Genomic DNA, 23,486 nt, shown 5'->3' on the forward strand with positions numbered 1-23,486 from the left:
CGGCGGGCGGTGTGACCGCTGCTCAGGCCGAGGATCACGCGCCCCGGCGCCATCTGGTTGAGGGTGGCGATGGCGGCGGCGGTGACGGGCGCTGACCGGCCGCCGGGGACGGCCACGCCAGTGCCGAGCACGATGCGGGAGGTGTGCTCAGCGGCGAGCGCCATGGTCATATACACGTCGCTGTAGATCATCTGCGAGTCGTAGAACCAGGCATGGGTAAAGCCGTGATCCTCCGCCACCACCAGGTCCTTCCAGGCGTCGGGCCGGGCCGGATATGCGATCGCGAATTCCATAAGCTGTCCTCTTGTGCCGCCGGCCGCGCCGGCGCGGCGGGCGAAGTGTGGTTGATACAGACGCCCGCCGCTGGCCGTTTGTCAAGCGCGCGCGCTGCGCTTGACACCCGCGCGCCGGCTGCGTTCGAATGCGGGCGGTCGCGGACCATGGTGTATCGAGCGCTGAGCGACGTTCGCGTAATCGACCTGACCCACTATATTGCCGGCCCTTACGCCACCCGCTTGCTCGCGCAGTTCGGCGCTGACGTTATCAAGGTCGAACCGCCCTGCGGCGAGGGCGGGCGCCGCCTCGGACCCCATCGCGCGGCATCTGCCGGTGACCGGCTGGCCGAGCGCGGCGGGTTGTTCGCTTTCCTCAACGCCGACAAGACCGGCGTCGCGCTCAATCTCAAGGATGCGCGCGGACGCGAGCTGCTGATGCGGCTTGTTGCCGACGCCGACCTGCTCTACGAGAACTTTGCGCCCGGCACGTTGACGCGTCTGGGCCTCGGTCCGGACGACCTGATCGCACGCTTTCCGCGGCTATCGATTGTTTCGATCTCCAACTACGGCCAGGACGGGCCCGACCGCGACGCGCCCGTCAACGACATCGTGCTCGCCGGGCGCGGCGGATGGACGTTTGCGGTCGGCGAACCAAAGCGTGAGCCGCTCAGCCCACCGGGCTCGCTGCCGCAGTACGTTGGCGCGGTCTACGCCGCGCTCGGCGGGATACAGGCGCTGTTCGCGCGCGACCTCGGGCTCGGCCGCGGCCAACGGGTCGACGTCTCGCTGCTCGAAACGACGGTGGCGACGATGATCTATGACACGGTCGCTTTTCAGTACACCGGGATGCTGCGCGTGAGACGCGGCAAACAATACGCGACCGGTCCGTTTCTGATCGCGACGCTGCGCTGCCGCGACGGCTACGCTGGGCTCCATTGCGTCAGCGACAGGCAGTTCCGCGCGCTGTTCGAGATGATGGGCCGGCCCGAGCTGGTCCACGACGAGCGCTTCGCGTCGGCGCCGGCGCGGATGGCGAACAACGCCGCGTTGGTCGAGCTTGTCGAGGCCTTCTTCGCCGGGCACGACGCCGCCTGGCTGTACCGCGAGGGCCAGCGCCGCGGCATCCCGTTGGTGCCGATCCCGACCGTCGCACAGGTGCTCGAATGGGAGCAGCTTACGGCGCGCCGCTATTTCGAGACCATCGACGACCCTGCGCTCGGCCCGATTCGCATCCCCGGCGCGCCGCTGCGCCTTGGGTCGCATCGCGCGGCGCCGTCGCGCCCGGCGCCGCGGCTGGGCGAGCACAATCGTGCCGTGCTCGGCGGCCGACTGGGCTTGAGCGAAGGCGAGCTTCGGCGGCTGCGCGAGGATGGAGTGCTGGGAGGAATGCTATGAGCCGCGTGCCAGAGGGGATAGCGAAGCTGCGTGTGCTCGAGCTTTCGATGGGATGGGCGGGCCCGCTGGTCGGCGAGCTGCTGGGCGAGATGGGGATGCAGGTGGTCAAGGTCGAGGACACCCGCAACTTCGACTGGTGGCGCGGCTCGGCCGCGATGGGCCTGCCGGAGATGCGTCCGATCGAGCGCGCGCCGACGTTCAACAGCGTCAACCGCGGCAAGCTCGGCGTCACGCTCGACTTGAGCCGCCCGCGCGGCGTTGAGATTCTGCGCCGGCTCGCCGCGCTGAGCGACGTGTTGATCGAGAACTTCAGCCCGGGCGTGATGGAGCGGCTGGGAATCGACTGGCCACAGCTTGGCGCGCTCAATCCGCGCCTGGTGATGGTCTCGATGCCGGCCTTCGGCGCAGAAGGCCCGGATGCGGGATCGCGCGGCTACGGGATGTCGATCGAGGCGATGGCGGGCGTGACCGGGCAGATGGCGTACCACGACGGCGGCCCGCCTTACATGATGAGCAACGCGCTGGGCGATCCTACCAGCGGGCTGCACGGCGCGCTGGCCGCGCTTGCCGCGCTGCGCGAGCGCGCGCGCACCGGCCGTGGTCAGCATGTCGAGGTTGCGGAGGTCGAGACCGTGGTTCCGTTCATGGCCGGAGCGCTGCTCGACTACCAGTTCACCGGCGAGGTGCCGCGTGCGATCGGCAATCGCAGCAGCGACGCCGTCCCGCATGGAATTTTTCGATGCGCCGGCGAGCATGCCTTCGTCGCGCTCGGCGCGCACACCGAGGAACACTGGCAGGGATTGTTGCGCGCGCTCGGCCTCGAACGTTTGGGCCGCGACCCGCGCTTTGCCGGCGCTGCGCATCGCAAAGCCAACGAAGACGCGCTCGACGCCGAGTTGGGTGCGGCGCTTGGCGCGCTCGGCGTTGACGAGGCGGTCGAACGGCTGCTCGCAGCCGGAGTGCCGGCGGGGCAGGTGAGTCCCGCGCCGGCGGTGCTCGCCGACCGCCAACTCGTTGCGCGCGAGTTTTTCGTGCCGATCCAGCGGGCGGTGGTGGGAACCTGCCTTTATCCCGGCGCGCCGGTGCGAATGTCAGCGACGCCGCTCGACGCGTCGCGTCCGTCGCCGCTTCTGGGCGAGCACAACGAGGCCGTGTTGCGCGAGTTGCTCGGGATGAGCACGGAAGAGATCGCACAGCTCGAGCGCGACGGTTTGATCGGCAGCCTTCCGCGCGCCTAAACGCGCATTGCGTGTTCGCGCGGGGCCCGCGGCCAGGAAGGAGGCGGTCTCAAAGTAGTCGGCGGCTGCTGCGTGTCCCTAGCGGCGCGAAGAATGGCCCCAGCCGCCGCCGCCCGGCGTCTCAACCCGCACGCGCTCGCCCGCCTCGACCTGCCGATTGAACTTTCCGGGCAATCGCACGCGCCGTCCGTCGTGCACAAGGTAATTGACTCCGGTCTTGCCCGGCGCGCCGCCGGCCAGCCCCCATGGCGCGATGACCCGACGCTCGCTAAGCAGGCTGACCGTGGCCGGCACCAGGCATTCCAGCTCACGCACCAGCCCGTCGCCGCCCCTCGCGGCACCGTTTCCACCCGAGCCCCGCCGCACGCGGTACTCTGTGACGCGCATCGGATAGTACGCCTCGAGCGCCTCGATCGGCGTGTTAAGCGTGTTGGTCATATGGGTATGGAGGCCGGCCGCGCCTGGATGGCCGGGCGCCGCGCCGGCGCCGCCCGCGATCGTTTCGTAGTACGAGAAGTGCCGCTGGCGCATCGTGTCGTAGCCCCCGATCGTCAGGTTCGACATCGAGCCTGAGCTGGCGGCCGGGATCCGGTCCGGGGCGGCCTCGGCCAGCGCGCGCATCAGCACGTCCACGATGCGCTGCGAGGTTTCGACGTTGCCGCCGGCGACCGCGGCCGGCGGCAGCGCGTTGACCACCGAGCCGGGCGGCGCGATCACCCCAATCGGCCGCATCAGCCCTTCGTTCGCCGGCACCGCCTCGGCCGCCAGGCACTTCATCACATAAAAGGTCGCCGAGAGCGTGATCGCGTAGTTGGCGTTGACCGAGCCGCGTACCTGCGGCGCGGAGCCGCTGAAATCGACAATCGCGCGCCCCGCGCCGATTCGGATCGCGACCCGCAGCGCAATCGGCCCGCTGCCGACGCCGTCGTCGTCGAGGTAATCCACCGCGCGGTACACGCCCGGGCGCAGCCGACGCAGCGTCGTGCGCATCAGGCGGTCGGCGTAATCCTTCAGCGCCGCCATCGCGGAAGTCACCCGCGCCCGCCCGTTCGCCTGCACCAGCGCGCGCAGACGTTCCGAGCCGACGTTGAGCGCCGCGATCTGCGCGCGCAGGTCGCCCTCGCGTTCCTCGCGCACCCGCGTGTTGGCGAAGAACAGCTCGAAGACGTCGCGCACCGGCTTGCCGGCGCGCATCAGATGGACCGGCGGTAGGCGGAAGCCTTCCTGGTAGATTTCCGTGGAAAGCGCCATCGATCCCGGCGCCATCCCGCCGATGTCCGCGTGGTGGGCACGGTTGGCGGCGAACGCGAACGGGCGGCGTTGGTCGCCGAGGAAGATCGGCATCACAAGCGTGAGGTCGGGCAGATGGGTGCCGCCAGCGAACGGATCGTTGACCGCGGCGACGTCGCCCGGGCCGAGTTCGAGCCGCTCGATCGCCGCGCGCACCGATAGCGGCGTCGAGCCGAGATGGACCGGAATATGGGCGGCCTGCGCGACCAGCTCGCCGCGCGCGTCGAACAGCGCGCACGAGAAATCGCGCCGCTCCTTGATGTTGGGCGAAAAGCCGGTCAGCCCCAGCACCACGCCCATCTCCTCGGCGATCGCCGCAAGGCGGTTGTTCATCACCGCGAGCGCAACCGGATCCAGCCTCATCGCGCGGCCTCCAGGTGCAGGTTGCCGAAGCCGTCCACCCGGAGCGTGAACTCGGGCGCGACGTAGGCGGTGGCGCTGAGCTCGACGATGATCGCGGGTCCGCGGATGCGCGCGCCGGCGCCGAGCGCGTCGCGCGCATAGATCGGCACGCGGCGAGCGCGCTCGCCAACCAGCGTCTGCGCGCGCGAGAGCGGCTGCGGGCGCCCGCCCGTGCGCGGCAGGCGCGCCGGTGCGGCGGCGATGCCCGAGACACTCGCCCGCAGGCGCAGGTTAACAACCTCGACCGGCGCTTTGGGGGCGGCGTGGCCGAAGGTCCGCCGATGAGCCGCGTGGAAGTCGGCGGCAAAACGCGGCGTCAGCGCGACTTCGATCTCGTATGACTGTCCGCGATAACGGACGTCGGCAAACAGTTCGTTATGAATCCCGGACGGGTGCGCGCCCTCGGCGGCAAGCTCGCGCCGCGCGCGCGCAAGTATCGGCGCCGCCCGCCGCACCATCGCGCGGTAATCGGGATCGGTCGCGCGCACGGTGAGCGAGTATTCGCGCCCCAGAGGCGCCTGCAACGCGCCCCAGGCGCAGAGCAGCCCCGGATTGCGCGGCAGCACGACATGGCGGATCCCCAGGTCGAGCGCGAGTTCACAGGCGTGCATCGGGCCCGCCCCGCCGAAGGCCATCAGCGCGAAGTCGCGCGGGTCAAAGCCGCGCTCGACCGTGATGACGCGCACGGCGCGCTCCATGTTGGCATTGACCACCCTGATCACACCGCGCGCGGCGCCCAGCGCGTCGGTGCGCATCGCGCGCCCCAGCGCCGCCATCGCGCGCTCCGCGCGCTCGGGATAAAGGCGCATCGCGCCTGCGAGGAAATGCTCGGGCACCAGCCGACCCGCGACCAGGTTAGCGTCGGTGACGGTGGGTTGATCGCCGCGCCCGTAGCACGCAGGCCCCGGGTCGGCGCCCGCGCTCTCGGGGCCGACCCGCAGCGAGCCGCCCGCGTCGAGCGACGCCAGCGAACCGCCGCCCGCGCCGACCGTGTGGATGTCTATGACCGGCGTGCGGACGGCGTAACCGCCCGGATAGCTGAGCGTGCGGACGGCGGCGCGGCGGTCGAACAGCGCCACGTCGGTCGAGGTTCCGCCCATGTCGAAGGTGATGAAGCGATCGACGCCGATCGCCCGCACCAGCGCGGCGGCGCCGACCACGCCGGCGGCGGGGCCGGAGAGGATCGTGCGCACGGGCTCGTGACGCGCGAGCGGCGCGCCGATCGCGCCGCCGTTGGACTGCATCACGCGCAGCCGCGTCCCCGAAAGCTCGCGCTCCAAGCTCCCGACGTGCGCCGCCATCCGCGGCGCAACGTACGCGTTGACCACCGTGGTCGAGAGCCGCTCAAACTCGCGATACTCGGCGAGGATGCGATGGGAGACCGAGAGCGGCAGCCGCAGGGGAGCGAGCGCGCGCGCCAGCGCCTGCTCGCTTTCGGGATTGGCGTAAGAGTGAAGCAGGCAGACGGCCACGGATTCGGCTTTGGCGCGCGCGGCGACGCGGCGAACGCGCGCGAGTTCAGCGCGGGTCAGAGGCAGCGCAATCCGGCCGTCGAAGTGGGTACGCTCGGCGACGCCCACGCGCATCGCGCGCGGCACCAGCGGCTCGGCGCGCCCGGGCGCGAGCGCATAAAGTTCATTGCGATTCTGGCGGCCGATCTCGATCAGGTCCTCAAAGCGGGCGTTGGTGAGCAGGAGCACGCGCGCGCCCTTGTGCTCGAGCAGCGCGTTGGTTGCCACGGTCGAACTATAGATCACGAGTTCAGGCGCCGCGCTTTCATCGAGATTCTTAAGCATCGCTTTAAGTCCCGCGATCACCGCGCGCGCGGGATCGTCAGGCGTCGAAAGCACCTTGTGGATGGCAAGACGTCCGTCGCCTGCCAATGCGACCAGGTCGGTAAACGTGCCGCCGGTGTCGATGCCGACGATAATCGGGCCGGTTTGGGCTGGCCGACGCAGGCCTCTCCTGCTCCGCGCGACCATCAGGGTTTCAGCAGCACCTTGAAGTTCGGCCCGCTGCCCGCCGCTGAAAACGCCGCGAGGCCGTCCTCCAGCGGATAGAGCGCCGAGGCCAGCGAGCGCGGGTCGAGCTTGCCGGCGGCGAGCGCGTCGAGCGCGGGCGCGAACCGCCCGCACCGCGATCCGATGATCGTTACTTCGTTCACGACCGCGCGGGCCAAGTTGAGCGTCGAGCCCGCCGCCGCGGTGCTCTTGAGGATAAGCTTGCCGCGCGGGCGGACCAGCTCGAGCGCGCGGTTGAGTCCGGCGCTGTGCCCGGTGCAATCGAGGACGACGTCGAAGCCTGGCTTCAGCTCGTCTTCAAGTTTAACTTCAAGTCCGAGTTCGGCCAGCCGGTCGAGCTTGGCGCGATGACGCCCGCCGACCGCGACGGCGTAGCCTTCGGCGCGCAGGACCAGCGCGGCGAGAGCGCCTAGCCGTCCGTCGCCGAGGATCGCGATCGGTTCGTCGCGCCTCAGGGGGGCCTGCTCGAAGATCTCATAGACTGCGGCGATCGGTTCCACGAAGACCGCGGCTTCGTCGGGGACAGAGTCGGGCACCGGCACCAGGTTTTCGTCAGGCAGGCGCAGATAGTCGGCGAACGCGCCATCGCGCCCGAGGATCCCCAGCACGGTACGGTTGGGGCAATGGCGGCCGAGCCCGGCGATGCAGCTCGCGCATTGCCCGCATGCTGCGTTGATCTCGCCGACGACGCGCCGGCCGCCGAGCGCCGCGCTGCGGGCTTCGACGATCTCGCCTACGAACTCGTGGCCGAGGACGCCGCGATATTTCATGTAGCCGCGCGCGAGTTCGAGGTCGGTGCCGCAGATTCCGGCGAGCCGCACCCGCACGATGCTCTCGCCCGGCGCGGGCGTCGGCTCGGGATAGTCCTTGCGCAGGCTGAGTTGGCGGTCGATGAGCAGTGCGCGCATGTCGGGCGGGGCCATTGAAACAAAAAAGCCGCGGGGCGCGCTACCCCACGGCCTGTTCGCGAAAGTCGCTTGCCGTCGCGCCTACTTGGCGCTGGTGCTCTTGTCGCCGGCGCCGGAGGACGCGCTCTTCTCGCCGCCTTTGTCCGCCGAACCGCCGTCCGAAGACGACGCGGTCGCCGAGCCGTTGGCGGAAGCGCTGTCGCTTTTGGACTCGCCGCCCGACTTGCCCGAGCGCCCGTAGTCAGTCGCGTACCATCCGCTGCCCTTCAGGATGAACGACGTGCGCGAGAGCATCCGCTCGACCTTGCTCTTGCACGTTGGGCAGCGCTTGAGCGGTGGTTCGGTGATCCGTTGGGTGGTCTCAAAATTGCCGCAGCGCGGACAACTGTACTCGTAGATCGGCATAGCTTTTGCGCGGAGGCTTCGCCTTTTAGGTAATCACGCCACGGCAGCTTGTCAACGTGTCTTGCCCGCTTCCAGGGCCATCGCGTGGAGTCTAGCGGCCAGCGTCGGTGGATCGCTCGCCTTGATTCTCAACGACTTTTGCCGCGCCGAAGCTCCCGCCACGAGCTCGACGGCTGCGCGCGCCACCCCAGCCATCCGGGAAACTATCTCGATCAGCTCGGTGTTAGCCTTGCCGCGTTCGGGTGGCGATTTCAGTCCGACGACGGGACCGCGTGGATCGATCCGCAGGATGCCGGCGCGCGGCGCGCCCGGCCGCGCGAGCACGGTTACGGCGACCGAGTCGCGGCCGACCCTGATCCATGCCGGCGATGCGGAATATTCTGGCTTACGCAAAGCCGTAAATCAGTACGTAGCCCAGGTTGGGGAGCAGCCAGAGTTGTATGAACTCGATGACGAAGATGACGACCAGCGGCGACAGGTCGATTCCACCGAAGAGCACCGGCAGGTGCTCGCGCACCCAGTCGAAGACCGGCTCGGTAAGACCATAGATCGCGCGCACCAGGGGATTGTACGGATCGGGCGAGAACCAGCTCAGCAATGCTGAGATGATTACGACCCAGAAATACAGCCCCAACAGCGGCGAGATCAGATTGAAGAGGAAAAAGTTTACCAGCCCTGCCCAGCCGTACACTTGTTCGACCGATCTGCGGCGCCGCGCCTAGCTGATACGCCCGAGTTCGCGTGAGCGCGCGGCCGCGGCATGTACCGCATCTGCCACGATAGCAGAAAAGCCCGCCCCGTCCAGTCGCTTCAGCGCCGCCTCGGTAGTGCCGCCGGGCGAAGCGACGATCCGGATAAGCTCGGCCGCCGACAGCGGCGAGCGGCGCATGTTCTCCTCGGCGCCGCGAACGGTCTTGAGCGCCATCCGCAGCGCCAGCTCGGCCGGCAGGCCCTCGGCGGCGGCGGCGTCGGTCAACGCCTTGACGAAGAGATAGACGTAGGCCGGACCGCTTCCGGAGAGCGCCGTCACCGTGTCGAGCAAAGCCTCGTCCTTCAGCGCCACGGCGTCGCCGACGGCACGGAATATCCTGAGCGCGAAGACTTCGTCGGCGCGCGTCGCATGGCGTCCGCGAACCAGCGCCGCCATCCCCTGGCCCACCATCGCGGGCGCGTTCGGCATCACCCGAATCACCCGCGCTCGCGCGCCGAGCGCGCCCTCCAGCCGTGCCAGCGTCACTCCGGCCGCGATCGAGATAAACAGCTTGCCGGCGGCTGCGCGCTTAGGTCCGCCTCGCGTCTCATTTGAGGAGGCCGTTTGGGCGCTTGCCAGCTCACGCAGAACCTCGTCGATGGTCTGCGGCTTAACGGCCAACAAGACCGCACGCGCCGCGCTGAGAACCGCCAGGTTGTCCGTGGTCGTCTCGACCCTGAGCGCAGTCTTGAACCTGCGGCGGCGCCCGGCGTCAACGTCGGAGGCGACCAGCTCGGCCGGTTTGAAGACCTTGTTGGCGATAAGGCCGCGCGCCAGCGCCTCGGCCATGTTGCCCGCGCCGATAAAGCCCAGCCGCTTCATCGCCCGCGCTCGCCGAAAACCGCGCGCCCGATGCGTACGATCGTCGCGCCCTCTTCGATCGCGACTTCGAAATCGTCGGTCATTCCCATGGACAGCTCGCTTAGCGCAAGCCCGGTGCGCGCCGCAAGACGATCGCGCGTCGCGCGCAGCGCGGCGAAGTACCGGCGCGCGCCTTCGGCGGCGGGCGCCGGCGGCGGAATCGTCATCAGGCCCACAACCTCGACGCTCTCGCGCACTGCCAGCAGCAGGGGCTCGACCGCGTCGGCGGCGACGCCGCGCTTGGTCGCCTCGTCCGCGGCGTTGACCTCGATCAGCACGGGAACTCGCCTCTCGGGGCGCGCGCGCGCCAGCGCCGCCGCCACCCGTGCCGAGTCGAGACTATGGATAAGCGCGAAGCGGCGCGCCGCTTCGCGGGCCTTGTTGGTCTGGAGATGACCGATCAGATGCCATCGAAGGTCGGGCAGGTCGGCGAGCGCGTCCTGCTTGGCGGCGGCTTCCTGCACGTAGTTTTCGCCGACCTCGCGCGCTCCCGCAGCGTAGGCTGCGCGAATCGCCTCTGGCGGTTGGGCCTTGCTGGCAAGCACGATACGAATCGCGCCGGGATCACGGCGGGCGCGGCGCGCCGCGCCGCTTGCGCGATCGCGCACTTCCGCAAGGCGCGCCGCGATTTCGTGCGAAGAAAGCATCTCGATGCGCTCAGGCGCCGGCGCGCGAGCGGCGCGATGTGATTCCATGCCGGGCCAGCGCGGCCAGCACCGCATCCATCGGCAATCCCATCACGTTGTCGCGCGCGCCCTCGACTTCGGCGATAAACCCGCCGCCGGCCCCCTGGATACCGTAGGCCCCCGCCTTGTCCATCGGCTCGCCCGAGCGCACATATGAGTCGATTTCATCCTCGCCAAGCACGCGGAAACGGACGCGGCTGGTCACCGCACGGCTCTCCACAAGTGCGCCGTCGCGCGCGAGCGCGAACGCGGTGACGACCGTATGGACGCGTCCCGAGAGCGTGCGCAGCATCCGGCGCGCGTCGTCGGCGTCACGCGGCTTTTCGAGTATCTCGCCCGCGCACTCGACCACCGTGTCGGCGGCGAGCACGAGCGCACCGGCGTCGACGTCGCGCGAAACCGCCAACGCCTTTTCACCTGCCATCCTCAGCGCGAATTGCTCGGCGCCTTCGCCGACTCTGCGAACTTCGTCGAGGCCGCTTGCGGCCAGCGCGAAATCGATCCCTGCCGCCTCCAGCAATTGGCGGCGGCGCGGGGAAGTGGAAGCCAGGAGCAGTCTCGGACGGTTCGTCATCAAAGCGGCCGGTGAACCGCAACTGTGGCAGGCGTGTTTGTGTCGATGCAAGTGCCCGGTCGCGTCCGGATTACTGCCTCCCAATTGAACGGGCGCGGACAGTCGGCTAACCCTGAGAATGATGAGTTTCTGGCCGCGCCTTGGGGTGGTGGTGATCATGGCGGTGGCGTTGGCCGCAGCGGCGGCTGTTTCCGCGCGGGCGTTTGCGCTCGGGCCGGCGAGAGCTGGTCGCGCGTTTGCCAATTCTCCACGCGCGCTGCTGGCTCAGTTTGGATCTCTCACCGTCGTTCCGATCGATCCGGAGAAGGCGTTCGTCGAAGGCTACCGGGCCTATCGCGGGCATGACTATTTGAAGGCGATCGAGCGGATGACGCTCGCGGCGAGCAAGGTTCCGACGCTTGCTGACTACGCGCTCTACTATCTTGGTGCGGCGCAGCGCGACAGCGGCGACAAGCAAGCGGCGGCGATCACTTTCGGCCGCCTGCGCGACAGCTATCCGCAAAGCGTGTTCGCCGCGGACGCGGCGCTCGAATACGCACGGATTGAACTCGACCTCGGCCATTTCGCCGCGGCGCGGCAGGCCGCGGCCGCTCTTGTTGCCCGCAATCCCGGCGCAGGTGTCGAACAGCAGGCGCGGATGGTCGAAGCGCAGGCGACGCTCGCCGCGGGCGACGCCGGCGCGGCCTATGTCCAGTTGCAGGCGTTGCGCGAGAAATTTCCGCGGGGCGCGGTCGATGCCGCCGCCCGTGCGCTTGCCTATTCGATCATCGCGAGCCATCCGGTCATCGTGAACACACATTCGTTCGACTACCACCGGGGCGAGGCGGCGCTGCTCCTGCGCGAGGGGCAGGCCGCGATGGCGCTTAAGCAAATCCAAGCCGCACTCCGGCTTGAGCCGACGGCGCCCGTGCGCGCGGAACTCACCTGGATGGAGGCGCATGCTCTCAGGGCCCGTCCCGAGCACGAGGCGCAGGCTCTGCGCGCCTATCTGAAGCTTGCACCGGGCGGGCCACGGGCCGCGCAGGCGCTCTATCGGCTGGGGCATCTGGAGTGGCGACGCGGCGACACCGAGGCGGCGCGCACGATGTTTTCGCGCTTGGCGCGCAGCTTCCCGGGCTCGACGCTGGCGCCCGACGCGATGTTCGATATCGGGCGCACGCGCGAGGACGACGGCGACTGGGATCTTGCGCGCGCCGCCTATCTGCGTCTGGCCCGCATCTATCCGCATAGCTCCTCTGCCGCGGAGGGCCGCTTCCGTGCGCCCTTCGCGCTGTACATGAGCGGGCGGTTCGCCGAGGCGGCGGCGGAGTTCGCCGCGATGAGGCCGCACGCCGAGAGCGCTGCCGACCGCGACATGTTTTCCTACTGGCACGCGCGCGCGCTGGAGCGGGCGGGCCGCGCCGACGAGGCGCGTCAGATCTATGCTCGCCTCGCGCAGGGCGCCGCCACCAACTACTACCCGGCGCTCGCGGCGCGCCGGCTCGCCGCCGCGCCTGCCCCGCCAACGGTGCCGGACCAGGCGGATCCCGCGGCGTTGGAAGTGCCTCAGAGTTTCGGGCCCGCGCAATTCCATCTGGGGCGGCTGGCGACGTTGCGCCGCCTGGGCTTGATCGAGCTGGAGCCGCCCGAGCTGCGGGCACTGGCCGCGCAAGGCCTTGGCGATCCGCGTGTGCGCCTGTTCGTATTGTTGGAGTTCCAGCGCACCGGCGCGTGGTACGACGCGATCGAGACCGCGACCCGGCTGGAGAAGTACGGCGGCCTCGACCCGGCGCTGGGCGAGCGTCTGCGTTACCCGCGCGCCTACTGGGGGCTGATCGCGCCGGCCGCCGAGCGCGCCTCGCTCGACCCCTGTCTGGTGCTCGCGCTGGTACGCCAGGAAAGCCTCTTCAATCCGCAGGCGCGCTCGGTGAGCGACGCGCGCGGCCTGATGCAGTTGATGGCGGCGACCGCCGCACGGGTCGGGCCGTCGGCAGGGGTTGTGCCGGCCTCGCTCGACCTCTACGACCCGGCGCTGAGCGTCCGGATCGGGACCACTTATCTCAAGGACCTGTTCGAGATGTTTGGGGGGGATCCTTTCAGGGCGGTTGCGGCCTACAATGCGGGCGAGCACGCGGTCCAGGGCTGGAACGCGAAATTTCCCGGCGACGACGACCAATGGGTCGAGAATATCGGCTACCGCGAGACGCGCGAGTACGTGAAGAAAGTGATCGGCGGCCTGCGCGAGTACCAGATACTCTATCCCTCCAACGCTTCATCCCCGGCGCAGCGTCCTCAGCGGCCAGCGTAGCTGCGGCCGGCGCGGCGGCGGCGCGCGCGCCGATCATCGGAATCGACGTCGGCGAGAATTTCCTCGACGTGGCAACCGTCGATCGGGCAAAGCGCGAGCTCCGCTTTGCGCGGGTAGCGCTGGAGGAGCTTGGCGCGGCGCCCATAGCTGAAGTTGCAGAGCGCCTGGCGGACGCCGTGCCAGCAATCGGGCAGGCCTCGTTTGCGCTGGTGGACTCGCCGAGATGGCCGCGCGATCTGGACTGGACGCGCGGCGCATTTCGGCGTGATCCCGCACCGGCCGCGCGCAAAGTTGACGCCGTGATGCGGGCGGTCTATCGCGCGCTCGTCGCCGAGGGTGGCGGGTCCGACGGTGCGCATCCGCGGTCGCACCCGCCGCGCCCGCTCTCGATGTTTCCGACTCCACCTTTGGAGTACTTCGAGCGCTGCGGGCGCGACCCGCGCTGCAAGCCGCATCTGGCGGCGATCTCGCGCGAGCTATTCGGTGCGCTTGTGGACCGCGCCAGCGGCTCCGCGGTAAGCCCGGTCAGCGGCGGGGCGATTTTCACCCGCTTCATGCTTGCCGGCTTCGCCACCTATCGCGCGTTGGAGCGGCTCGGCGTCGCCGCCTTCGAGTCGTATCCGTATTTGCAGTTCCGCTTGTGCGCACCGTCGAAGAAGCTCCCGCCGAAAAGGATGCGGACCGCCGCCTTGGACGTACGCCGGCACCTTCTGGCTCAGATAGCCGCGGAGCTCGGGCTTTGCATGGCGAACTGGGAGCTCACCCTCGATCAGGCCGATGCTGCGATCCTGGCCCTGGCGGCGGCGCGGGCCGCGCGGCGTGGCGTTCTGGCCGCAACGGGCAATCCGGCCGAAGGTCGTTTCATATTTGCGCTCGATACCGTTCAAGCGCGCAAGCTCGGACTGGGACGCGCTTGACAAGCGCCAAAGCAAAACGCTTCAAAGGTTGCTGGGCGGGGCAGGGCCGCGCCGGGGGGCCGCGATTGGTGTTGCAGCGCGAGTTCAAGGCGATCTTCTTCGATCTCGACGGCACACTGGTCGATATCCACGGCCCGCTCTATATCGCGGTGCGCCGCGCGCTCGACGATCTCGGGCATACTCCGCCGCTCAGTCGCGAGCACTATCGCCAGGCGATCGAGCGCGACGATTTTTTCCTCGGCGTACCGGAAGAAAAGCAGTCCGAATACACCAAGCTTGCTTTCGCCTATTTTCTTGCCGAGATCGATCGCACCGAGCGGCTGGAAGTCCTACCGCACGTGCACGAGACGCTGGCCGAGCTCAAGCGGCGCGACTACGCGACCGCGGTCATCACCTCGCGCCCGGGCGACGCGCGCCGGCTGGTCGAGAAACTTGCGATGGTCGGGCTGGCGCCGTATTTCGACCAGGTGATCACGCAAAGCGGCTCGTCGATGGCTATCCTCGACAAAACGCAGAGCCTCAGGCAGGCAGCCTTGCGCGCCGCCACCGTGCCGCGCGCGTGCATGTACGTCGGCGACGAGCCGCGCGACGTGATGGCCGCGACGAACGCGGGCTACGGCGCGGCGATTGCCGTCGCCACCGGCCCTGCCAGCTACCGGCAATTGACCAGCCATCCGCGCTACCGGCCCGATTACGTCCTGCGCTCGATGGACGAGCTGATCGGACTGCTGGATCGGCTGCGGGACGGCGGTGCAGGAGCCGGTGACCCCGGAGAGCAGTGAGGATACGGCGAGTGCGCTCGCCGGACTGCGCGTGGTTGAGCCGCCGCGAACGGCGACCGCCTGCGCAACGTCGCGCGCCCTGTATCGGCGAACACAGACGAGGTGCTCGGCCAGCTGCTGAGAACGATGACGGCTGAGCTTCTGGCAAGCCCTCGGTGCGCGAGGCATCATTGAGGGCTATGAGCGAAGCAGGAGCGACGATAGGCGGAAGCGCGGGCGCGCGGCCGAGCGTGTTCGCGGTATGGGCGCAGGCGAGCCGAATCTGGACGCTCGCGATGCCCGCGGTTGGAGTGCTGGTCGGCACGCTGACCGCGACCTACTACGGATTCGGCCTGTCGCTGGGGCGGTTTATCCTGGCCGACCTCGGCGCGGTCGCGTTGCAGGCCGCGACCAACATGATCAACGACTACTACGACTACGTGCAGGGGACCGACTCCTTCGACGTCCTCTCGCAGGAGCGCATCGGGCCCGGGCTGGCGATCCAGCAGGGGTTGGTGACGCCCGACCAGTTATGGTGGGGCGGAATCCTCGCCCTCGCCTTCGGCTCGGCGCTGGGGCTCGTCCTGGTTTACCTGTGCGGATGGGTGATCCTGCTGATCGGCGTGCTAAGCGTCGCGGCCGCCTACTTCTACACTGCGCCGCCGGTCTCGCTCGCCTATCGGGGGCTTGGCGACCTCGCAGTGTTTCTCTTCATGGGGCCGGGCTTCGTGCTTGGCGGCTACTACGTGCAGGCGCTGAGCTTTTCGGCCGGTGTCATCGCGCCGGCGATCGCGATCGGATGCCTCTCCTCTGGCGTGCTCCAGGTCAACAATATTCGTGATATCGACAACGACACCGCGCACGGCAAGCGCACCTTCGCCTCGATTATCGGGCGTCCCTCGGCGATCGCCGAGCTGATCGGAACCGACGCGCTCGCGTTCGCCGCGATAGTCGCCGGCGTGCTGGCCCGCACGCTGCCATGGCCGGCGCTCGCGGTGCTGCTGACGGTCCCGCGCGCAGTTAGGCAGATCAACCTGGTGCGCAGCGCGGTTGACTGGCGCAACATGAACGACGCGCTCAACCTGACCGCGCAGCTGCACATGGAATTCGGGCTGATCTTGAGCGCTGCGCTGCTGCTCGGCTCGATGTGGTGAGGCACTGCCGGAGCCCCGTTTCTTCTTACTGAGCGAAGCGAAGAATCTACGCCAGGCGATTCGCCGCTCTTCGATTACAGGAACGGCAGGCGCGGAAGGGAGGCGGCGAACTCGGCGCGCAGCCGCTCGAGGCTTGCGAGGTCATCGACGGTGCGGAAGTATCCGCGATGCAGGTAGCCGAACAGCGGCAGCCCCTGCGCAACCATCGGCGCGAACAGGTCCGCCATCAGGCTGAACGGCGCCGGCGTTGCGGGCATCAACTCGAACACCGCCGGCTCGCATAGCATCACCCCGCAGTACATGAACGCCGCAAGCCGCGCCGCTTCGTCTGGGGTGAGCGCGCACGCATAATCGTCGAAGTCGGCGGGCGCGTGCCCGCGCAACAGCCGCATCCGGCGAATCCGCGCCTCCGAATTGATTTCGATTTTGCTGTAGGCGTCGGGATTGTCCGGCTCGCGCAGGACCATTGTGGCGAGCCCGCCGCGCTCGCGATGGAAGTCGGCCAGCGCGCGCAGGTCGAGGTCGATGATGGTGTCGCAGTTGAGCACCGCGAAGGTTTCGCTGCCGAAAAATGCGCGTAAGCCGACCAGCGGCCCGCCGGTGCCGAGCAGCGCGGTTTCGGGCGCGTAAGTTATCCGCAGGCCCAGCGCGTCGCCGCGTCCGAGCGCGGTTTCGACCGCCGCGGCCAGATGATGGACGTTGATCGCGACCTCGCACACACCCGCCTGCGCCAGCATCCTCAGTGGATAGTGGATAAGCGGGCGACCGCCGACCTCGACGATCGGCTTGGGTACCGTCGCCGTCAGCGGCATCAGCCGCTCGCCCTTGCCCGCAGAGAGCACCAGCGCCTTCATCCGGGCGTCTTCCCTACGCGGCTTCGAACGTGGCACGCAGGCGGGGAAACTCGCGATGGTGCGCCAGCATTCGGCGCGCCTGTCCGACCGCATGCGGAATAAAGGCCGCGTATCCGCTCTTGCCCTGGCGTTCGAGTACGTTGAAGCGGCCGATCACCTTGAGCGCATGCTGAAGCACGCACAGCCGATAGCCTTCGCGGAACTCGCCGGCCTCGGGGCAGGGCGCTCCGCGCCGGGTCAGGCCCGCCATGTAGTAGTCGAGCAGGCGGGTTTCGGCCGCTAGATCGATAACGCGATCGGTGTCGCGCGTGGTCAGCAGCACCGCGAGATCCTGCGCCGCCGGCGCGAGCAGTGCGTCCTGGAAGTCGATCACGCGGACGCGGCCGCTCTGCAAAAAGAGATTGTGGCCGTGGTAGTCGCGATGCGACAGCACGCGCGGAATGCGGCCGAGCCGTGCGGCCAGTTGGTCGAGTTCGGGAGCCAGCGCGTGTGCGTCGATCGTCCTGCCGAAGCTTGCCGCGCCGGCCTCAAGAAATTGTTCCATCTCCCAGCGGAACAGCCGCTCGTCGTAGGTGATCGACGCTGCGATACATCGATTGTCGAGCCGGCGCGTGCCCTCGACGTGGATCAGCAGGAGTTCGTCCACCGCTGCGCGATAGAGCGCGGCCGGCTTGTCGAGCCGCCGGAGGGCGGCGTCGAAGAGCGAAAGCTCGCCCACGTCCTCGACCAGCAGCATTCGGCGCTCAGCTGCGGCCGCATAAATTTCAGGCACGGCAGCGCCGATCGATTTGAGAAAGCGCTGCACGTTGAGGAAGGGTGGTTCGGACGGCGGCGCGGGAACGAGGCTAAGCGCACGCACGTACGCCGGCAGGTCGTCGGGGCCGAGGTCAACCGCGATCGCCGACGCCGGCGCGCGGCGTGGACGCGGCTCGAGCACGACGCGCCAGAAGCGCCGATTCGAGGCGTCGCCCTTGAGCATCACCACACGCCCGGCGCGCGCGCCGCGCCATCGTGCGGCGATCAGCTCGTCGATCCATCGCCGAAGCTCCGCCTCTGCGCCGGCGTCGGCGCTCGTTACGGCAGCGGAAGACACGGGGCGATCTTAGCTGCTGGCAGCGGACTCGGCCATGCGTCCGCGGCGCCGGTTGCCCGGCGCCCCGCGCCGACAGCGCAAATCCCCTAGGAAATTGCAGCCGCCCGGTTGTCGAGGCCGAGCAGCTCTTCGTACAGGCGTTCGATCTCGCGCCCGAGCCGGTCGTAGGCCGCGATCAGATCGTTGGCGTCGGAGCGCGTCAGGTAGAAGTTGGGGTCATTCATCTGCTCGCCCAACACCGCACGCTCGCTCTCCTTGCGCGCGATCTCAGCTTCCAGCGTCTCACGCCGGCGGGCGAGGCGCTCGCGCTCGCGGCGCAGCTTAAGTTCCGCCGCCCGTGCCGCCGGGCTGTCCTCGCGCGGTGGCCCCGGCTTCGCGCCGTTGCTGCCGGTCGCCGCACGCGCGCCGTCGGGGTCGCGCAGCGTAGTCTTCGCATCGCGCGTCGCCGCGACCGCGGGGCCCAAGGAAGCGGCGGCTTTGCCGTTGGAACGTGCTGCGGCTTCTTCGAGCGCGGCCTTCTTGGCCAGGTAGTCGTCGTAGTTGCCGAGGTAACGAATCGCGTGCCCCTGGCCGACCTCGATAACCTCCTGCGCCAGCTCGTTGAGCAGGTAGCGGTCGTGACTGACGATCACCACCGTGCCGGGGAAACGGCGCAGCGCTTCGAGCAGCGTGTCCTTGGCCACGATATCGAGGTTATTGGTCGGCTCGTCGAGCAGCAGGCAGTTGTTGCGACGGGCGAGGACCTTGGCCAGCGCCAGCCGCGCGCGCTCGCCGCCCGAGAGCACGCCCACCGGCTTGAGCGCGTCGTCGCCCGAAAACAGCATCGCGCCGAGCAGCCCGCGAATCTCGCCGGTCGTCATCCCCTGAGCCGCGTCGCTCAGTTCCTTGAGCACACTATTGGAGTAGTCGAGCGAATCGGCGAGGTCCTGGGCGAAGTAGCCGATCTCGACTCCGGCGCCGACCGCGCGGGTGCCGGCGCTCATCGGCTCGACTCCCGCGAGCAGCTTCATCATCGTCGATTTGCCCGCGCCGTTGGGGCCGACCAGCGCAACACGCGCGCCGCGTTCGATCACCAGGTCAACGCCGTCATAAACCGTAAGCTCGCCGTAGCGTTTGACCGCGCCGCGCAGCTCGAAGACCCGCCGCGCGCCGCGCTCGCATCGCGGAAAGCTTATTGCGGGCGGCTTTTCGAGGCCGGGCGGCGGCGCCAGCCGCTCGATCTTCTCAAGCTGTTTTATCCGGCTCTGCACCAGCTTGGCCTTGCTCGCCTGGTAGCGGAAGCGGCTGATGAAGGCCTCGATGTGCTCGATCTCGGCGCGCTGCTTTTCGTAGGCTTCGAGCTCCGCCGTATTCCGTCGCTCGCGCTCGACCAGGTAGGCGGAGTAGCCGCCCTGGTATTCGACGATCCGACCGTTGGCAACCTCGACCGTGCGCGTGGTCACCCGGTCGAGGAAGTAGCGGTCGTGCGAGACGAGGATTATCCCGCCCGGATAGCCTGCCAGGTAGTCTTCCAGCCAGTTGCGCGCTTCGATGTCGAGATGGTTGGTCGGCTCGTCGAGCATCAGGAACTCCGGCCGACTGACCAGCAGCTTCGCCAGCGCCACCCGCATCCGGATGCCGCCGGAGAATTCGGCGACGTCGCGCGCGAGATCGGCTTCGCGGAAGCCCAAGCCAAAGAGCACCGCGGTGGCGCGGCTCTCGGCTTCGTAAAAGCCGTGGCGCTCCAGTTCGCTGAGCACGTCGCCCAGTTCGGCGAGCGCGGCGTCATGGGCGGGGCCCGCGTGCTCGCGCGCAAGGAGCTCTTCGAGTTCGACTCGGCGCCGGTCGAGCGCCTGCATCTCGGCCAGGGCGCTGAGTGTCTCTTCGAGCAACGCCCGCCCACCCATCTCGGGCGCATCTTGGGCGAGGTAGCCGACTGTGGTGCGCTGTGGGCGGATGATTCGTCCGCCGTCAGGCTCGATCACTCCGGCGATCAGGCGCAGCAGCGTGGTCTTGCCCGCTCCGTTCAGCCCGACGAGGCCCACCCGCGCGTCGTCGGCCATCGACCAGCTCACGCCGTCGAAAATCGCGCGGCTGCCGTAGAACTTCGAGAGGTTGTCGAGCGCCAGCATCGGGAATCGAACCGCGACGGTCGGTTGTTCGGGTGGGTCGGCCGCGCGTCCGAATCCCTCCATCTTAACGGTCCGCGGGCGGAGGAAAAAGCGCCGTCCGATGGAGCGGCGGGCGCGCATGGCTCGGTGCGGGGTATGGACGGGGCGCGGCGCAATCCGTTTAATGGTAGGGGCCGGTGCGGCCGGCGAACGAGCATGGAGGAACGCGATGCCCGCAATCCGCGATGGTGACAAGGTCCTCGTTATCGATCGCAAACTCTTCCACGACGACAACACCCGCTTCTTCGTCGGCGTGGTCGAGGAATACGACGACGGGGTGGTGCGCGTGCGCGGCTATCCCTTCCATCTCAGCCCTTACGAGGTCACCGGTATCGAGCGCCACGGCGAAGAGCGGGTGCGGGTAATCGCGGTCTCGGGCGACATCCTGCTCTACTTGCTGCCGCGCGAGACCGAGATCACTAAGATGCAGATGCGGCGCTCGCCCAAGTCGCTCCAGATGACTGACGGCGGCGAGGTGACGGTCGATCTCACCGAGTGGCTGATGCGGGTCTAGCTCCTGAGCCGGCCGGGCGACCGCAATTGCCGCGGCGCGGTCGGGTTCAGTGCCGGGCGTCGAGCGAGATTACGAATTCCGAGATCGCGGCGACGGTCGCGGCGGGATTGTCGAGCGGCACGTGATGGTGCGCATGGGGGATCGTGCGCAGAACCGAGCCGCGGATCCCGCGATGCATCCGGCGCGCCGTCCGCGCCGAAACCAGCGCGCTGTGCTCGCCGCGCAACAGCAGCGTCGGTGCCGTTATTGCGCCGAGCCGCGGCTTGGCGAAGTCGCCGCGCTGCCGGCGCCATACCCGCGTCCTGGGATCGAAGCGGAACGCCCACTTGCCGTTGGGTAGTTGCTCGGCGCCCTTGAGCGCGAGCTCCGCCAGCGCCTGGCGGCTGAGCGTGTGGCCGGGCGGCGACAGCCGAAAGCGTGCGATCAGCGCCTCGGCGCTGTCGAGTTCCGGGCGCGGGCCGCCCTGCTTGCGCCGCTTCCATCGCCACATCAGCCGCGTCATCATCGGCGGTCCGCCGTGGGCCGAATCCACGATCACCAGCGCCGCGAGCAGCTGCGGATGATACACGGCCACGCGCTGCGCCAATTCGCCGCCCATCGAATGGCCCACCAGCACCACCGGCGTGCCGAGAAATTCGAGGAAGCCGACGAGGTCCTTGAGATACGCCGCCGGCCCGTAGTCGGGCGGATCGACCCACGCGCTGAGGCCGTGGCCGCGAAAGTCCAGCGCGAGCACGCGGCCCAGGTGCGTCAGACCGGGCGCCACATGATCCCACCAGTGCGCGTGCGCCGAGCCCCCGTGGGCGAGCACGACGGTTCTGCGCGCGGCGCCACCCCAGTCCAGGTAATGCAGTCTGATTCCGTTGATTTCAGCGAACCTGCTCGTCGGCTTCGCCACGGCGGCGATAGCCGCTTGCTCGTTGTGCATGACCGTCAATTATTCTAGTCGAGGGCGGCGCGCGCGGTAAAGAATTCGCGCGGCGGCAGTGGTGGCCGCTGCGGCCCGCGTGATATCAAATCCTCTCGCCTGCGCGACGGCTTGCCCGAATACAGGGTGCGGCGCCGGCGTCTCGATAGATGCGATGGGTGTGACGGTTGCAATACCGAAGCGAGTTCGGCGCGATGGGCGCCGGCTCTTTGCTGCTGCCCTTGTCGTTGCCGCGGCGGCCGTGTCGCGGCCGGTCGCGGCACGCGCTCAGCAGCAACCGCAATCGCAGCAGACACCCGCATCCGCGAGCGCCATGAACAGCGAACCTTCCGAGCCCGGGCACCTCGAGCTGCCGCAATTGCCGTCGATCACGATGACCGCGGTGCCGAGCTACGGGCCCGAGCCGTTGACCGTGGGCTTTTTCGCCAACGGCATCGATCCCGCGGGCCAGGGCTTCGTCTCCTATCTGTGGACCTTCGGCGACGGACAGGTATCGATGGCGCCGCCGATGATGTTTTTCCACACCTACAGCAAACCCGGCACCTATATCGCCACCGTCACTGCGACCACCGCCGACGGGCGCACCGCGACCTCCTACGTCGGGATCACGGTGCGGCCGCGCACGGATTGACGCGGCCGTTCGCGCTTCGGCACTGCGCGGCGCCGGGGCTTAGTCGTTGGCCGGGAGAATTCGCACCCTTCCGGTGTGCAGTTCGTAGCGGGCACCGACGATCATCAGGCGGCCGTCCTTGACCCGCTGCGCGAACCGCGGCGCGCGCTTGAGCGCTGCGACCTGATCGGCCACGTTGAGGTCGATTGCGTCGGACACCACGTCGCCGCTCGCCTTGCGCGCGCGTTTGACCGCCGGACAGATGTTGCTGAAAATTTCGGGCAAGCCCGCCGCCGATTTCTCATCCGCGCGCGGGCATTCCCGCACCGCGCCTGTGACCGCGCCGCAACTGTCGTGGCCCATCACCACGATCAGGCTCGAGCCAAGATGCTCGACCGCGTAGTCGATGCTCTCGAGCCCGGCACGGGTGAGCGTGTTGCCGGCGACGCGTATCACGAAGAGGTCGCCCAGCCCCTGGTCGAAGACGATCTCCGGCGTCACACGTGAATCGGAACAGGCCAGGATCACTGCGAACGGCGACTGTGAGGCGGCGAGCGCGACGCGCCGCGCCGGATCCTGCCCTGGATGGCGCGTCGTGCCCTCCTCGAAGCGCTGGTTGCCCGACATCAGGCGCGCCAGCGCGATTTTCGGGCTAACCGCCGGCGTATCGGCACTGCGCGCCGAGCTTGTGGTCGACGTCACCATGAGCACAAGTACCGCCAGCGCTGCCGCGACGCCTGGTGGGGTCACGATCGCAGAGGTCACCATCGGGCTCCTCCTCTCGTTCGCCGGTATTCCTGCATCACCTCCCGCGGCGGCGCATCTCGCGCTCGCCCGCTCGGAGCGGCAGCAAACATCATTGCCAGAGGACGGCGCACATTGACAGCGCCGCGCGGCTTGCGGCCTAGTAGTTGATCATGCCAAGGGCAAAGTTTGCGGCGGGCGCGCTGGCGGTCGCGCTGGCGATGGGCGCGGCGGGATGCCTGCAAGAGGCGATCGAGGCCAACCAGCGTCAGCTCGATCAGCAAAGGGCCGAGCTGGACAAGCTCAAGGAGGAGGTCGCCGCGCTCAAGGCGGCGCAGCCGCCCGCCTATCCAACCACGATGCCGCCGCCGGGCTCGTGCGACGCCGACGTGATGCGCGAGGCGAGTCGGCGCGGCGGCGAGCGCTTTGCGGCCAACGACTTCAGCCGCGCCCTCGGCTACTACCAGGACGCGGTCACCGCCTGCCCGTCGAACGCGCAGGCTCAGCTCAACCTGGCGCGTGCATACGAGGCGCTGGGCCAGCGCGCGCAGGCGATCGACCATTACAGGCTCGCCAGCCAATCCACTGCCGCTGCCGACAGCGACGCCGCCGGCCAGGCGCGCGAGGCGCTAGCGCGGCTCGGCGCGCACTAGCGAGGAGGCAATTCC

At 68.7% G+C, this 23,486-nt stretch carries 24 protein-coding genes; 9 read left to right on the forward strand and 15 right to left on the reverse strand.

The genetic code is table 11. The annotated features are described in order from the left end of the window. A partial coding sequence (locus VFB33_16540; protein HZO83304.1) for an LLM class flavin-dependent oxidoreductase occupies positions 1-293 on the reverse strand: 293 nt, incomplete at its 3' end. A gap of 147 nt (positions 294-440) precedes the next feature. Between VFB33_16540 and VFB33_16545 the strand changes: the two genes are divergently transcribed. Together VFB33_16545 and VFB33_16550 are read left to right on the forward strand one after the other, a co-directional pair. Then, complete coding sequence (locus VFB33_16545) at positions 441-1,670, forward strand: CoA transferase (protein ID HZO83305.1); 1,230 nt, start codon at positions 441-443, stop codon at positions 1,668-1,670. Next, positions 1,667-2,908, forward strand: coding sequence for a CoA transferase (locus tag VFB33_16550; GenBank protein HZO83306.1), 1,242 nt, complete (start codon positions 1,667-1,669; stop codon positions 2,906-2,908). Before VFB33_16545 ends, VFB33_16550 begins: the two co-directional genes overlap by 4 nt. A gap of 78 nt (positions 2,909-2,986) precedes the next feature. On the opposite strand, the gene VFB33_16555 is transcribed toward VFB33_16550, so the two are convergent. From VFB33_16555 to VFB33_16595, 9 genes are all read right to left on the reverse strand, one after another. Further along, entirely contained in the window at positions 2,987-4,561 is a 1,575-nt protein-coding gene (locus tag VFB33_16555; GenBank protein HZO83307.1) for a hydantoinase B/oxoprolinase family protein, read from the reverse strand. Next, positions 4,558-6,582 carry a hydantoinase/oxoprolinase family protein gene (locus VFB33_16560; protein HZO83308.1) on the reverse strand — a complete coding sequence of 675 codons (2,025 nt, stop codon included), beginning with the start codon at positions 6,580-6,582 and terminating at the stop codon, positions 4,558-4,560. Before VFB33_16560 ends, VFB33_16555 begins: the two co-directional genes overlap by 4 nt. Next, complete coding sequence (locus VFB33_16565; protein ID HZO83309.1) at positions 6,582-7,544, reverse strand: alcohol dehydrogenase catalytic domain-containing protein; 963 nt, start codon at positions 7,542-7,544, stop codon at positions 6,582-6,584. The genes VFB33_16560 and VFB33_16565 overlap by 1 nt, the downstream gene beginning before the upstream one ends. A 66-nt stretch (positions 7,545-7,610) precedes the next feature. Beyond that, complete coding sequence (locus VFB33_16570) at positions 7,611-7,934, reverse strand: zinc ribbon domain-containing protein (GenBank protein ID HZO83310.1); 324 nt, start codon at positions 7,932-7,934, stop codon at positions 7,611-7,613. Positions 7,935-7,985: 51 nt separating this feature from the next. Beyond that, positions 7,986-8,327, reverse strand: a complete 342-nt coding sequence (locus VFB33_16575; GenBank protein ID HZO83311.1) for a DUF167 domain-containing protein — start codon at positions 8,325-8,327, stop codon at positions 7,986-7,988. Beyond that, complete coding sequence (locus tag VFB33_16580) at positions 8,320-8,625, reverse strand: YggT family protein (GenBank protein HZO83312.1); 306 nt, start codon at positions 8,623-8,625, stop codon at positions 8,320-8,322. The genes VFB33_16575 and VFB33_16580 overlap by 8 nt, the downstream gene beginning before the upstream one ends. Positions 8,626-8,652: 27 nt before the next feature. Further along, positions 8,653-9,507: a pyrroline-5-carboxylate reductase gene (gene proC, locus VFB33_16585; protein ID HZO83313.1), complete on the reverse strand. Its 855-nt coding sequence runs from the start codon at positions 9,505-9,507 to the stop codon at positions 8,653-8,655. Beyond that, positions 9,504-10,193: a YggS family pyridoxal phosphate-dependent enzyme gene (locus tag VFB33_16590; protein ID HZO83314.1), complete on the reverse strand. Its 690-nt coding sequence runs from the start codon at positions 10,191-10,193 to the stop codon at positions 9,504-9,506. Before VFB33_16590 ends, proC begins: the two co-directional genes overlap by 4 nt. Before the next feature lie 10 nt (positions 10,194-10,203). Continuing rightward, positions 10,204-10,806: a Maf family protein gene (locus tag VFB33_16595; protein HZO83315.1), complete on the reverse strand. Its 603-nt coding sequence runs from the start codon at positions 10,804-10,806 to the stop codon at positions 10,204-10,206. Between the two features lie 121 nt (positions 10,807-10,927). On the opposite strand from VFB33_16595, the gene VFB33_16600 reads away from it, so the two are divergent. The 4 genes from VFB33_16600 to menA all read left to right on the forward strand — a co-directional run bounded on the left by VFB33_16600 (position 10,928) and on the right by menA (position 15,925). Further along, complete coding sequence (locus tag VFB33_16600; protein ID HZO83316.1) at positions 10,928-13,093, forward strand: transglycosylase SLT domain-containing protein; 2,166 nt, start codon at positions 10,928-10,930, stop codon at positions 13,091-13,093. 68 nt (positions 13,094-13,161) lie between these two features. Beyond that, positions 13,162-14,010, forward strand: a complete 849-nt coding sequence (locus VFB33_16605; GenBank protein ID HZO83317.1) for a hypothetical protein — start codon at positions 13,162-13,164, stop codon at positions 14,008-14,010. A 68-nt stretch (positions 14,011-14,078) separates the two neighbouring features. Further along, positions 14,079-14,792: an HAD family hydrolase gene (locus tag VFB33_16610; protein ID HZO83318.1), complete on the forward strand. Its 714-nt coding sequence runs from the start codon at positions 14,079-14,081 to the stop codon at positions 14,790-14,792. 179 nt (positions 14,793-14,971) lie between these two features. After that, positions 14,972-15,925, forward strand: a complete 954-nt coding sequence (gene menA / locus VFB33_16615; GenBank protein ID HZO83319.1) for a 1,4-dihydroxy-2-naphthoate octaprenyltransferase — start codon at positions 14,972-14,974, stop codon at positions 15,923-15,925. A 74-nt stretch (positions 15,926-15,999) separates the two neighbouring features. Here the strand turns inward: menA and VFB33_16620 are convergent, their stop codons facing one another. From VFB33_16620 to VFB33_16630, 3 genes are all read right to left on the reverse strand, one after another. Further along, a complete protein-coding gene (locus VFB33_16620) occupies positions 16,000-16,779 on the reverse strand; it encodes an NDP-sugar synthase (protein ID HZO83320.1) in 780 nt (259 codons plus the stop codon). Between the two features lie 13 nt (positions 16,780-16,792). Next, entirely contained in the window at positions 16,793-17,872 is a 1,080-nt protein-coding gene (locus tag VFB33_16625; protein HZO83321.1) for a phosphotransferase, read from the reverse strand. 86 nt (positions 17,873-17,958) lie between these two features. Beyond that, entirely contained in the window at positions 17,959-20,046 is a 2,088-nt protein-coding gene (locus VFB33_16630) for an ABC-F family ATP-binding cassette domain-containing protein (GenBank protein HZO83322.1), read from the reverse strand. Between the two features lie 145 nt (positions 20,047-20,191). On the opposite strand from VFB33_16630, the gene VFB33_16635 reads away from it, so the two are divergent. Then, positions 20,192-20,536: a hypothetical protein gene (locus VFB33_16635; GenBank protein ID HZO83323.1), complete on the forward strand. Its 345-nt coding sequence runs from the start codon at positions 20,192-20,194 to the stop codon at positions 20,534-20,536. Positions 20,537-20,582: 46 nt separating this feature from the next. Here VFB33_16635 and VFB33_16640 read toward each other — a convergent pair whose 3' ends face one another. Next, positions 20,583-21,464, reverse strand: coding sequence for an alpha/beta hydrolase (locus VFB33_16640; GenBank protein HZO83324.1), 882 nt, complete (start codon positions 21,462-21,464; stop codon positions 20,583-20,585). A gap of 313 nt (positions 21,465-21,777) precedes the next feature. Between VFB33_16640 and VFB33_16645 the strand changes: the two genes are divergently transcribed. Then, complete coding sequence (locus VFB33_16645) at positions 21,778-22,095, forward strand: PKD domain-containing protein (GenBank protein ID HZO83325.1); 318 nt, start codon at positions 21,778-21,780, stop codon at positions 22,093-22,095. Positions 22,096-22,134: 39 nt separating this feature from the next. Here VFB33_16645 and VFB33_16650 read toward each other — a convergent pair whose 3' ends face one another. After that, complete coding sequence (locus VFB33_16650) at positions 22,135-22,842, reverse strand: carbonic anhydrase (GenBank protein HZO83326.1); 708 nt, start codon at positions 22,840-22,842, stop codon at positions 22,135-22,137. Positions 22,843-22,991: 149 nt separating this feature from the next. Here VFB33_16650 and VFB33_16655 point away from each other — a divergent pair, with 149 nt between their 5' ends. Next, positions 22,992-23,471 (forward strand): tetratricopeptide repeat protein, encoded by a 480-nt coding sequence (locus tag VFB33_16655; GenBank protein ID HZO83327.1) that lies wholly within the window; start codon positions 22,992-22,994, stop codon positions 23,469-23,471. The last annotated feature ends 15 nt before the right edge of the window (positions 23,472-23,486 follow it).

It is taken from the genome of Candidatus Binataceae bacterium, from assembly GCA_035650475.1.
Classification (GTDB): Bacteria; Desulfobacterota; Binatia; order Binatales; family Binataceae; genus JAKAVN01.